Here is a 12,506-nt window from a genome sequence, read left to right as displayed (position 1 = left end):
TTTCCATTCCCCCTAATCCTCGTCCAGCCAGCTTCGAAGCAATTTTGCAAAGTCTTCCGGTTTTTCTTTAGCCATTTTTTCAAGCTGTTTTCGTCTGACTGTTTCTTCCGTTTCATTTTTCTCTTCATTGATATCAGGCAATCGAACCGGCTCCGGCGCCGTTTCATATTCGTATTCTTCATACTCATCCTCTTGAGAGCGTTTCTTTCTGATGAGGAGAATAATAAGCAGAATAATGGCTGCAAGCAGCACCCCGCCTGTAATGTATACCCAGATCGGGAGACCTGAAGATTGTGCCGAATTTGTGTTCAGGCTTGTTTTCCCGTCAAACGGCTGTACGGATACAACGATTTTATTGTTGATATCATTGGCTGTCAGGTTTTGATTTTGCGTTTCATTTTTATCAAGGGACGTTCTGACAACCGTTCCTAAAATCTTCTGTATATCAGCCTGTCTCTGCGCTGATAATGAGGCGGCATTTTTCGGATTCGGCGGTTCCACCATGACCTGAATGCCTAAATCACGCACTTTATACGGGCTTTCTGCGATTTCTTTATGAATGCGGTTGACTTCATAGTTGATTTTATTGCTGCTTTTTTCGTAGTCTCCACTGTTTGAACCGTCATTCGCCTGTTTATAGTTCGCGGTGTCATTGCTGCCCGTTCCGGCTGTTCCGCCGTTGGCCGCGCCGTCGCCTTTATACGTTTCCGCAACTTTTTCGGCGCTTACCGCTATGCCTTCCATGTTATCTTTATCGACAGGCTCGACCATGTCTTCAGTGCGTTTTTCTTTCGTGAAGTCAATATCTGCCGTAACCGAAACCACGACTTTATCCTGCCCCATCATTGTGCCGAGCAGTGATTGGACATGTTTTTGAATATCCTTTTCGACCTGCGACTTAATCCCTTGCTGAGAAGCATAACTGTCAGAAACGGACCCTGCACCGCTGTCACTTTTGTCATAATATGTAGAATTTTGATCCATTATGACGATATTATCTTCTTTTAAGTTCGGGACACTTTTAGAAACGAGATGGTACAGCCCGTTGATCTGGCTTTGATCAAGCGAGTAGCCCGGTTTAATCTGCAAAACGATCGATGCGGATGCTTCCGGCTGATCTTCACCGACAAACACGGCTTCTTTCGGCATATTGATCATGACCTTCGAGCTTTTAATACCGTCCATTTCATTTATCAGGTTTGACAATTCAGTCTGAGTCGCCTCAACCTTTAAAACGTCAAACTCATTATCTGTCAGGCCGAAGCCCGCATTCTGTCCGAAAAACGAATAATCAATTGAACCCGTTTTCGGCAGGCCTTCCGCGGCAAGCTGGACTTTAAGCGAATCCACTTGGCTCTCAGGAACCTTAATGACCGTGCCGCCGTCAGCAAGTTCAGAAGACACCTTTTTCGTATCGAGCTCTTCTTTAATCTTCCCCGCTTCTTCCGCGGACAAATCTTTATAAAGAGGCACCATCTTTTCAGACGAAGTAAAAATAATAACGACGATGAGTAAAATAATGAATGCGGCCAAGCCGCTTACCATGAGTATCTTCTGTGTTTTTGATCTGTTGTTCCAAAACGCTGCCGTTTTGGTTTTTATTTGCATTAGAGTACGATTCATGTTAACCCCCGGTCATTCCAGTCATTCTCTTCAATCTGACCACTACATCTGCATTCTCATGATCTCCTGATAGGCTTCCACGGCTTTATTGCGGAATTCGGTAGCGGCCGTCAGAGAAATATTTGCTTTTTGGGCAGCGATCATGACCTCGTCAAGGTTTACATCCTTTCCTGCAGCCAGTTCGTTCGTTATTTGGTCAGATTTCACTTGTGACTCATTTAACGAATCAATAGAGTTTTTTAAAAGCTCCGAAAAGCTTGTTTGGTTTGAAGAATCAGTTTTTTGAGTTTGGTTTAATTGATTCGTTACGTTTTGAGTGTTTTGGGTTTGTTGAAGCTGAAAAGGAGTAATAGCGTTAACCACTTACATCACCTTACTTTCCGATTTCTAAGGCCTTCAAAAGCATGCCTTTGGAGGCGTTTAATGCAGTTACGTTTGCTTCATATGATCTCGTGCTGCTGACAAGATCCACCATTTCCTTTAATGGGTCTACATTTGGTTTTTGTACATATCCGTCTTTATTCGCATCAGGATTCTCCGGATCATAAACGAGATTAAAAGCGGACGGGTCTTCCGTAACACCAGATACCTTTACGCCATTTCCCGCGCTTCCTGTTCCGTTCATCTTGGAATGTAAAAGGGACGAAAATGATTCGCCTCCGGATTGGAGAGATACCAGCTTTCTTCTGTAAGGCACCCATTCGCCATTTACCTGCTTCGCTCTCGTTGTATCCATATTGGCCAGGTTGGACGATACGACGTCCATCCGGACACGCTGTGCAGTTAAAGCGGAACCCGAAATATTTATGCTTTGAAAGCCACTCATTATTTTCCTCCTGTCAAGACGGTTTTCAGAGAATTGAATTTGCCGCTCATTCTTTCAACCAAAGCCTGATAATTAATTTGGTTTTCGGCTAAATCTGTCATTTCTTTGTCGATATCGACATTGTTTCCGTTTTGCTGGTACGATGTATCACTGCTGGACACGATAGAATAATCGTCCCCCGAACCCGTAAAGTCAACGTGCCGATAGTCGGTTTTTACAGCCTCAAGATTGGATGTTTCCTGATCTAACAAATTTCGGAAAGAGACTTTTTTTGCCTTATAGTTCGGTGTATCTATATTGGCGATATTATTAGTTAAGACTTTTTGCTTAATGTCCGCTCTCCCCAAGGCATTCTCAAGATTTTGTATAGTTCCAGAAAATAAGTCCAAATCCACTTACCTCCATTTCAGATATTTTTCTCCTAAAAATCCTTGTCGAGAATTGTAAAACCATATGCTTATTGTAAGAAATAACAGGCTTAAAGTCTATGAAGTTAGACTAAAAAAAAGTGCTCAATTATATCTATTTTGCATGTGGGTATTAAGTCCTAGAATATTTGTACTACAAGGATTTGTTTAATATAAGACTGAAAATAGCAGAATTTCTGTATCTTCCTCCTTTTTTCACACAGCAAGATGGATTATCTCAGATCAGATTCCAATAAGCAACTTTAAACTGCAACTTTTCACCTATTGTCCATAAAAAAAGCAGGACCCCCATTTTCAGGGATCCTGCTTTTGTCTTAATGAGATTTAAGGTTTTCCAATTCAATAAGGAATTTGTTGTTCAGAACTTTAATGTACGTCCCCTTCATTCCCAGTGATCTGGATTCAATGACGCCTGCGCTTTCCAGCTTTCTCAGCGCGTTAACGATGACTGAACGCGTAATGCCGACACGGTCCGCAATCTTACTTGCCACAAGCAAGCCTTCGTTTCCGTCAAGCTCTTCAAAGATATGCTCAATCGCTTCAAGTTCACTGTAAGACAGAGAACTGATCGCCATTTGAACAACTGCTTTGCTTCGCGCCTCTTCTTCGATTTCTTCCGCTTTTTCTCTTAAAATCTCCATTCCTACAACGGTTGCTCCGTATTCAGCAAGAATGAGATCATCATCTTCAAATTGATCCTGCAGACGGGACAGAATCAGCGTGCCCAGTCTCTCTCCTCCGCCGATGATCGGCACGATCGTTGTTAAGCCCGCTTGGAACAGGTCTCTGTTTTCCACAGGAAACGCCGTGTATTCGCTGTTGATATCAAGGTTTGAAGACGTCTCCGGAACATTGAACAGATTTCTCGTGTACTCTTCCGGGAACTGGCGGTCTTCAAGCATTTTTTTCATGCGGTCATTTTCAATCTGCTGATTAATAGAGTAGCCCAAAAGCTTTCCTCTGCGGCTGACGACGAAAATATTAGAATCAATGACGTCACGAAGCGTTTCAGCCATTTCTTTAAAGTTTACGGGTTTGCCTGCCGCAGCCTGCAGCATGCTGTTAATAATTCGTGTTTTTTGTAGTAAAGCCATGATAAATAATCCTCCTAGAATTCCTCTTATTAAATTTTCACAATATAAATTGACTTAGATCTTTGTTGTTTGCAATCGTTCCGAGCTTTTCTTCAACGTATTGCGGCGTGATGGCTACTTTTTCCATCGTTACGTCCGGCGCTTCAAACGACAGGTCTTCCAAGAGACGTTCCAATATCGTGTGAAGCCTTCTCGCTCCGATGTTGTCCGTATCCTGATTCACATGATAAGCCACTTCGGCGATCTTACGAATAGCTTCGTCAGAAAATTCAAGAGATATACCTTCTGTCTGCAATAAAGCCTGATATTGTTTTAACAGCGCGTTATCGGGTTCGACGAGAATCTTCACAAAATCATCTACCGTCAGTTTGCTCAATTCTACACGAATCGGAAAGCGGCCCTGCAGCTCCGGAATCAGATCAGACGGTTTGGCCATATGGAATGCCCCGGCTGCGATAAACAGCACGTGATCTGTTTTGACGGAGCCGTATTTCGTGACGACGGTAGAGCCTTCGACAATCGGAAGGATATCTCTTTGAACGCCTTCTCTCGATACATCTGCTGAGGAAGAAGCCCCTCCGTTTTTTGCGATTTTATCTATTTCGTCAATAAAGATAATGCCGCCCTCTTCAGCTCTTAACACGGCCTCTTGGCCGACTTCATCCATATCGATTAATTTGCCTGCCTCTTCATTGGTCAGAACCTTCCTTGCTTCTCTGACCGTCATTTTGCGGCGTTTTTTCTTTTTTGGCACCAGATTGCTCAGCGCATCCTGCATATTCATGCCCATCTGCTCCATCCCGGAGCCTTGCAGCATGTCAAACATCGACGGCTGCTGCTCTTCCACCTCTACGGAGACGTAATGGTCTTCGAGCTCTCCCAATGCGAGCTGATGCGCCATGCGTTTTCTTTTTTCTTCAAGGCTTGCTTCTTCCTGCTGGTCGGCTTCATCATCATTTGCCGCCTGGCTTCCTCCGAAAAGCATTTCAAACGGATTTTTCACACCCGCTTGTTTTTTCTTTCCCGGAACGAGAAGCCGCACTATACGTTTGTTTGCATTTTCTTCAGCCTGTTCTTTCACTTCGCTGATTTTTTCTTCTTTAATGAGCCGCACGGATGTCTCAACGAGGTCTCTGACCATTGATTCGACATCTCTGCCTACATAGCCGACTTCTGTAAATTTTGTCGCTTCAATTTTTATAAATGGCGCACCGGTAAGCTTGGCGATCCGTCTGGCGATCTCTGTTTTCCCCACCCCGGTCGGGCCCATCATCAGGATGTTTTTGGGAACGATCTCGTCTCTCAGTTTTTCATCAAGAAGACTTCTGCGATAGCGGTTTCTTAATGCCACGGCGACAGCTTTTTTCGCATCCTGCTGTCCTACAATGTATTGATCCAACCGATCTACGATTTGTCTCGGTGTTAACGGTTTGTTTTCCATGCGCCTCAAGTCCTTTCTATTCAAGTTCTTCCAAAATGATCTGATCGTTTGTGTACACACAAATCTCGCCCGCGATTTTCAAAGCGGCTTTTGCAATATCTTTGGCGGACAGATTCTCTCCGGCATAGGTTTTCAGCGCTCTTCCTGCTGACAGGGCGTAGTTTCCGCCGGAGCCGATTGCCAAAATGCCGTCATCCGGCTCAATCACTTCACCTGTTCCCGATACGAGAAGCAAGGTATCCTGGTTCATGACAATCAGCATGGCTTCCAGCTTGCGCAGCACTTTATCGCTGCGCCATTCTTTCGCAAGCTCAACCGACGCACGTTTTAAATTGCCGTTGTATTCTTCAAGCTTCGCCTCAAACAATTCAAAAAGTGTGAAAGCGTCTGCAACAGATCCCGCAAATCCGGCCAGAACCTTTCCGTTAAACAGCTTTCTCACTTTTCTCGCGGTATGTTTCATGACTACAGCCTGACCGAATGTGACCTGGCCGTCTCCTGACATAGCGCTTTTCCCGTTATGCCGGACGGCAAAAATCGTTGTCGCATGAAAAGATGACATGAGAAGGGCCTCCTTTTAATTTTCTTTAAAAGCTCTCGGGTGGTGGGACATATATGTGTTTCTCAGCATTTCCTTCGATACATGCGTGTATATCTGCGTAGAAGACAGATTGGAATGGCCCAAAAGCTCCTGGACGCTTCTTAAATCAGCCCCTTCATTCAGCAGATGAGTCGCAAACGTGTGCCGAAGCATATGCGGGTGTATATGTAAAGTGCCGGATGCTTTTTTTACAAGCCCGCTTAAAATATACCGGATTCCTCTGGCGGTCAGCGGGCCGCCTCTTTGATTGACAAACAGCACATCATGAGGCTCTTTTGCTTTTTCAAGCAGGCACTGCCTTCCGCTGTTGATATACAGCTCCAGCGCATCACGGGCATATGAGCCGAACGGGATATAGCGCTGCTTCTTGCCTTTCCCGTGAACGAGCACCGTATCCATGAACAGGTCAAGATCGCCGACAGTAAGCGTACAGCACTCACTGACCCTCATTCCGGTCGCATAAAGAAGCTCAAGCAGGGCCTGATCGCGCATCCCTGACGGCTGACTTCTGTCTGAAACAGCGAATAGTTCCTCAAGTTCTTTTTCATAAAGAAACTTCGGAATCCGTTTCTCTTGTTTCGGCAGATGAACAAGCTGAAACGGATTCTCTTCAACAAGCTTTTCCCTCATTAAAAATTTATAGAAGCTTCTCAAAGCTGAAATTTTCTTGCTGATTGTTTTTCTTGACAGGCCTTTTTCATAAGCCTCTGTCAAAAATATTCTCACATCATGATATGCAGCTTCTTTCATTCCATTTATATTTTGAGCATGCAGAAACATCCCAAATTCTTCAATCGAATTAACATAATTCACAATAGTATATTGTGAATAATTTTTTTCAATTTGTAAATATTCAACGAATAACTTTAAAAAAAAGTTAACATTCTCAGTCATTATGAAGACCTCCCTCTCCAAGGCGAAGGGCTTTTAAATGGTATCATATAATGCATCGAAGTTGCAATGAAAAGCTATATCGTTTTCGAAATAGTTTGAATAGTCTCAATTGCGCGTTTAGCGTATTCTTCATTTCGTTCTTTTTTGTTTTTAATTTTTACAGGCAATTCTTTTAAGAGGCCGAAGTTTGCATTCATCGGCTGGAAGTTCTTCTGATTTGTCGTCGTAATGTAGTGAGCCATGCTTCCGATCGCCGTCTCCTGCGGGAATGTCACAAGATCCTGACCGAGCACAAGTTTGGCGGCATTGATTCCCGCTACAAGACCTGAAGCGGCAGATTCAACATAACCCTCTACGCCGGTCATTTGGCCCGCGAAAAACAGATCGTTACGCTGTTTAAATTGATATGTCGGGTTCAAAAGGCTCGGCGAGTTGATAAATGTGTTTCTGTGCATGACGCCGTATCTGACGATATCAACATTTTCAAGGCCGGGGATCAGTTTAAGCACTTCTTTTTGGTCTCCCCATTTTAAATGTGTCTGAAAACCTACAATATTATAAAGCGTACCCGCCGCATCATCCTGTCTGAGCTGAACGACTGCATAAGGGCGCTTGCCTGTTTTCGGATCTTCCAGTCCGACCGGTTTCATCGGTCCGAACAGCATCGTTTTCTTGCCTCTTTTCGCCATGACTTCAATCGGCATGCAGCCTTCAAAGAAGATTTCTTTCTCGAATTCTTTTAAAGGTACCGTTTCAGCCGTCGTCAATGCTTCATAGAAACGGTCGAACTCTTCCTCTGTCATCGGGCAGTTTAAGTACGCCGCTTCTCCCTTGTCATAACGGGATTTTAAGTACACTTTCTCCATATCAAGGCTGTCTTTTTCGACAATCGGCGCCGCCGCGTCATAAAAATACAGATACTCTTCTCCCGTGAGCTCTTTCAGCTGCTGTGAAAGCGATTCTGACGTAAGCGGTCCGGTCGCGATAACCGTCGGGCCTTCCGGAATCTCTGTTACTTCCTCAGTAAGAACTGTTACATTCGGATGGTTTTTCACGAGATCCGTCACGCTTTGCGCAAATTCATGACGGTCAACGGCAAGCGCTCCCCCTGCCGGAACCGAGCATTTATCAGCAGATTGAATGATTGCCGAGTCAAGGGCCCGCATTTCTTCTTTTAATACGCCTACCGCATTGGCGAGTGTATTTGAACGGAGGGAGTTGCTGCATACCAGTTCGGCGAATTTATCAGTATGATGGGCTGCCGTCTGCCTGACGGGCCGCATTTCATATAGTTTCACTTGAATTCCTCTTTTTGCAAGCTGCCATGCCGCTTCACTTCCGGCAAGGCCTGCTCCGATTACATTAACTGTTTGCTGGTTCATTTCTTTTCATCTCCTGTTGTTTGTCCCTTCCACACAAAGAAGGTGAGCAAGGCTCTGCTCACCGCTACTTCTGTGGTTCTTCCTTATAATCGCATTCGACGCATTGGACTTGTATGCCTTTTTTAAGCTTTTTCTCTACGAGCATATTTTCACATTTCGGGCATTTTCGTTCAATCGGTTTGTCCCAAGATACGAAGTCGCATTCAGGATAACGGTCACAGCCGTAAAAGACGCGTTTCTTTTTTGATTTTCGTTCGACAATGTTTCCTTCATGGCACTTAGGACATTTTACGCCGATTTGTTTGACAATCGGTTTTGTATTCCGGCAGTCAGGAAAGTTGGAGCACGCCATAAATTTGCCGTATCGGCCCATTTTATAAACCATCCGGGAGCCGCATAACTCACAATCTTCATCGGCGTATTCAGGTTCGATTTCCACTTCTTTCATTTCGGCTTCCGCTTTTTTCACGCGTTTTTCGAAGTCGGTGTAGAAGCTGTCAATGATTTGAACCCATTCTGTCTGGCCATCTTCAACATGGTCAAGGTCTCTTTCCATTTTAGCCGTGAATTCAACGTTGATGATTTCCGGAAAAAACTCCATGATAAGATCCAGCACGATCTGCCCAAGCTCAGTCGGCACAAACCGTTTATTGTCTAATCCCACGTAACCGCGGCGCTGGATGGTGTCAAGAGTCGGCGCATATGTCGAAGGACGGCCGATCCCCAGTTCTTCAAGTGTTTTAACCAGGCGCGCCTCTGTATAACGCGGAGGCGGCTGAGTAAAGTGCTGCTCAGGCTCAATATCTTTCGATAAAACCGTGTCTCCCTCTTTAAGGTCCGGAAGCATGCGGTCTTTTTCTTCCAGCTGATCGTCTTTACCCTCTACATAGACTTTCATGAAGCCGGCGAATTTGACTTTACTTCCGTTTGCCCGGAATGTCAATCCGTTATTGCTGAGATCGACGCTCATCGTATCTAGGACTGCAGGCGCCATCTGGCTTGCAACAAAGCGCTCCCAAATCAGCTTGTATAATCTGAGCTGGTCTCTTCCAAGCACCGCTTTTAAGTCGGCAGGTTTTCTGAGCACCGAAGTCGGGCGGATCGCTTCGTGGGCATCTTGAGCGTTTTCATTTTTCTTTGCCGGTTTCCGTTTTCCCGCTAAGTACTCTTTTCCGTACGCCTGATCAATAAAAGCTGACGCTTCTTCAACGGCTGTATTGGAAATCCGCGTTGAGTCCGTTCTCATATACGTGATGAGCCCGACTGTCCCTTCTTTGCCGAGATCAATTCCTTCATATAATTGCTGAGCGATCATCATCGTTTTCTTCGCTCTGAAATTCAGCTTTCTTGCAGCCTCCTGCTGCAGAGTGGACGTTGTAAACGGCAGAGCGGGATTTCGTTTGCGCTCTTTTTTCGTAACCTTGTCAACTGTATACTTATTGCCTTTCAGCTGAGCAAGGACGGCTTTTACGTCTTCTTCGCTTTTTAAAGGAAGCTTTTTGCCGCTTTTCCCGAAAAATCCGGCTTCAAACGTCTCTTTTCCCTTTAAAAATGAGCCGGTAATCGTCCAGTACTCTTCAGGTTTAAAGTCGTTGATTTCCTTTTCCCGGTCGATGATCAGCCGGAGCGCAACGGATTGCACACGGCCCGCACTGAGGCCTTTTTTTACTTTTTTCCAAAGAATCGGGCTGATTTTGTATCCGACGAGTCTGTCTAGTATGCGGCGCGCCTGCTGCGCATCGACAAGATCCATATTAATCATGCGCGGATGTTTAAATGATTCTTTAATGGCGTCTTTCGTTATTTCATTAAAGACGACCCGGCAGTCCGAGCTGAGATCCAGATCAAGGCTGTGTGCGAGATGCCATGCAATCGCTTCCCCTTCTCTATCGGGGTCGGCCGCGAGATAGACTTTTTTTGCTTTCTTTGCCGCTGTTTTTAATTCTTTTAAAACAGGGCCTTTTCCGCGGATCGTAATATATTTCGGTTCAAAGTTCTGTTCGATGTCAACTCCCATTTGACTTTTCGGAAGATCCCGGACATGTCCCATTGAAGCTTTGACTTTATATTTCTTCCCTAAATAACGTTCAATCGTTTTCGCCTTTGCCGGCGATTCCACGATGACTAGATAATCAGACATTTTCATCCCCCTCAAGAGGTGTTCTCTCTCTTTTCAAGTATCAATTCATTTTAGAGCTGCCTTTTTATGGCTTTCAACATTTCATTCTTTATGATGAACGTCATTTTATACATGAAAATAATGTGCAACTTTAAATCCTCACTATTATTAAATATTACAATACCGTTTGTCAAACGATATTTCAAAAGGGTTCCGTATACTGAACGCATCGGGCGGTCAGCTCTCCGTCAATATCCTCTGCGCATAATACAGCTTTCGCCCCTTCTTGAATGAGTTTTATAGGTCCTCCGGAATATGGATTAAATATGGAACCCGGAACGGCAAATACCTCTCTGCCTTGATCGAGAGCCTGGTAAGCTGTGATTAATGAACCGCTTTTTTCTTTTCCCTGCACGACCACAATTCCTTCACTTAGTCCGCTGATTATGCGGTTTCTCATCGGAAAGTGCCATTTTTTCGGCTTTGTTTCAGGAGGATGTTCTGAGAGTAGGAGATGGTGTTCAGCCATGTATTCTGCTAACAGGAGATTTTCCCGGGGATAGATATGATGGAATCCGCCGGCTATCACGCCGATCGTAAGCCCTTTTGCCCTGATGCTCGCCTTATGAGACAATCCGTCTATACCGGATGCAAGCCCGCTTACAATGACCCAGCCTTTTTTTGAGAGTTCGGCGGAAAGATGCCCAACCGCTTTTATTCCGTCTTCCGTCGGTTTCCGCGTTCCTACAATCCCGATTTTTCTGCCTTTTTCAAGAAGCAGCGTGTTCCCTTTTGCATACAAGACAGCCGGCGGATCATAAATCGCTTTAAGCCATGTTGGATAGCGGCTTGATGAAATCGGAATGACAGTGATGCCTTCGCGGCGGTAATCGGACAGAACTTCATCAAGTTCCGGATCCTTGCGCTCTATTTCCCGAAAAATTGCTTCCGGGGCTGTTTTCCCTTCTGATAAAACAGTTAATGAATGCGGATCCGGTAAAAAAGACAGAGAATGATCAGCTTTCCACCATTTTAATAGAAGAGACGGGGAAATGATTTGATTAATACTGCAGACCATTAAACAGCGCGATGCTTGATCCAAATCTGGAAACCTCCTCTTTTTTTCAGCAAAAACAGGAACAGCCGTTACGGCTGCCCCTGCTTCGATCAGTGCGTTTTGCACGTTTCAAATAAGCCTTTTTCTTTTAACACCTTAATCAGCGTTTCACCCATTACAGAAGGGGTTTCCGCGACTTCAATTCCGCAGGCGTTCATCGTTTTGACTTTTTCTTCTGCCGTGCCTTTTCCTCCGGAGATGATGGCGCCCGCATGGCCCATGCGTTTTCCCGGAGGCGCGGTTTTACCGCCGATAAAGCCGACAACAGGCTTCGTCATGTTCGCTTTCACCCACTCAGCCGCTTCTTCTTCAGCTGTGCCGCCGATTTCTCCGATCATGATGACGGCATGTGTTTCAGGGTCTTCGTTGAACGCTTTTAACACGTCAATAAAGTTCGTGCCGTTGACCGGATCGCCGCCGATCCCTACAGCGGTAGATTGGCCTACGCCGGCTTCTGAAAGCTGATGGACGGCCTCGTATGTCAATGTTCCTGAACGGGACACAACGCCTACATGACCCTTTTTATGAATGTATCCCGGCATAATGCCGATCTTGCATTCTTCAGGTGTAATAACACCCGGGCAGTTCGGCCCTATTAATCTCGTTTTCTTGCCTTCCATAAAGCGCTTCACTTTCACCATGTCCAAAACCGGAATGTGCTCAGTGATACAAATGACAAGATCAATTTCCGCGTCAACCGCTTCCATAATTGCGTCCGCCGCAAACGGAGCCGGCACGTAAATAACTGACGCATCTGCGCCCGTTGTATGAACCGCTTCTGCGACCGTATTGAATACCGGTACGCCTTCCGCTTCTGTTCCGCCTTTTCCAGGTGTTACACCGCCAACGATATTCGTGCCGTATTCCAGCATCTGCTTTGTATGAAATAAAGCGGTAGAACCTGTAATCCCCTGTACAATAACTCTTGTATCTTTATTGATAAAAACACTCATTATCTGGTCCCCTGCCTTTCATTCTTTC

At 45.1% G+C, this 12,506-nt stretch carries 12 protein-coding genes; all 12 read right to left on the bottom strand.

Annotated elements, in window-relative coordinates; translation table 11 throughout:
• Positions 1-12: 12 nt before the first annotated feature.
• Positions 13-1,623, bottom strand: coding sequence for a flagellar basal-body MS-ring/collar protein FliF (gene fliF / locus NYE50_RS09030; protein WP_159354160.1), 1,611 nt, complete (start codon positions 1,621-1,623; stop codon positions 13-15).
• A gap of 42 nt (positions 1,624-1,665) precedes the next feature.
• The gene (gene fliE, locus NYE50_RS09025; protein WP_007409777.1) at positions 1,666-1,986 is read right to left on the bottom strand and encodes a flagellar hook-basal body complex protein FliE; all 321 of its coding nucleotides are present in this window, start codon (positions 1,984-1,986) and stop codon (positions 1,666-1,668) included.
• A 10-nt stretch (positions 1,987-1,996) separates the two neighbouring features.
• A complete protein-coding gene (flgC, locus tag NYE50_RS09020) occupies positions 1,997-2,449 on the bottom strand; it encodes a flagellar basal body rod protein FlgC (RefSeq protein ID WP_159354159.1) in 453 nt (150 codons plus the stop codon).
• Positions 2,449-2,838 (bottom strand): flagellar basal body rod protein FlgB, encoded by a 390-nt coding sequence (flgB, locus tag NYE50_RS09015; protein WP_003154260.1) that lies wholly within the window; start codon positions 2,836-2,838, stop codon positions 2,449-2,451. The genes flgC and flgB overlap by 1 nt, the downstream gene beginning before the upstream one ends.
• A gap of 353 nt (positions 2,839-3,191) precedes the next feature.
• Positions 3,192-3,971, bottom strand: a complete 780-nt coding sequence (gene codY, locus NYE50_RS09010; RefSeq protein ID WP_003154263.1) for a GTP-sensing pleiotropic transcriptional regulator CodY — start codon at positions 3,969-3,971, stop codon at positions 3,192-3,194.
• A 37-nt stretch (positions 3,972-4,008) separates the two neighbouring features.
• Entirely contained in the window at positions 4,009-5,412 is a 1,404-nt protein-coding gene (gene hslU, locus NYE50_RS09005; protein WP_007611413.1) for an HslU--HslV peptidase ATPase subunit, read from the bottom strand.
• 16 nt (positions 5,413-5,428) lie between these two features.
• On the bottom strand, positions 5,429-5,974 hold the full coding sequence (hslV, locus tag NYE50_RS09000; RefSeq protein ID WP_022553348.1) for an ATP-dependent protease subunit HslV: 546 nt from the start codon (positions 5,972-5,974) through the stop codon (positions 5,429-5,431).
• A 15-nt stretch (positions 5,975-5,989) separates the two neighbouring features.
• Positions 5,990-6,907 carry a tyrosine recombinase XerC gene (gene xerC, locus NYE50_RS08995; protein ID WP_007409774.1) on the bottom strand — a complete coding sequence of 306 codons (918 nt, stop codon included), beginning with the start codon at positions 6,905-6,907 and terminating at the stop codon, positions 5,990-5,992.
• 74 nt (positions 6,908-6,981) lie between these two features.
• On the bottom strand, positions 6,982-8,289 hold the full coding sequence (trmFO, locus tag NYE50_RS08990; RefSeq protein WP_012117550.1) for an FADH(2)-oxidizing methylenetetrahydrofolate--tRNA-(uracil(54)-C(5))-methyltransferase TrmFO: 1,308 nt from the start codon (positions 8,287-8,289) through the stop codon (positions 6,982-6,984).
• 64 nt (positions 8,290-8,353) lie between these two features.
• A complete protein-coding gene (topA, locus tag NYE50_RS08985; RefSeq protein WP_014417765.1) occupies positions 8,354-10,429 on the bottom strand; it encodes a type I DNA topoisomerase in 2,076 nt (691 codons plus the stop codon).
• A gap of 181 nt (positions 10,430-10,610) precedes the next feature.
• Positions 10,611-11,510 (bottom strand): DNA-processing protein DprA, encoded by a 900-nt coding sequence (gene dprA / locus NYE50_RS08980; RefSeq protein ID WP_060561696.1) that lies wholly within the window; start codon positions 11,508-11,510, stop codon positions 10,611-10,613.
• 65 nt (positions 11,511-11,575) lie between these two features.
• Complete coding sequence (gene sucD, locus NYE50_RS08975; protein ID WP_003154281.1) at positions 11,576-12,478, bottom strand: succinate--CoA ligase subunit alpha; 903 nt, start codon at positions 12,476-12,478, stop codon at positions 11,576-11,578.
• Positions 12,479-12,506 lie beyond the last annotated feature (28 nt).

The organism is Bacillus sp. EU55, from assembly GCF_038005925.1.
In the GTDB taxonomy this organism is placed as follows: Bacteria; Bacillota; Bacilli; order Bacillales; family Bacillaceae; genus Bacillus; species Bacillus velezensis.
This window is presented reverse-complemented; position numbering and strand designations above follow the sequence as displayed.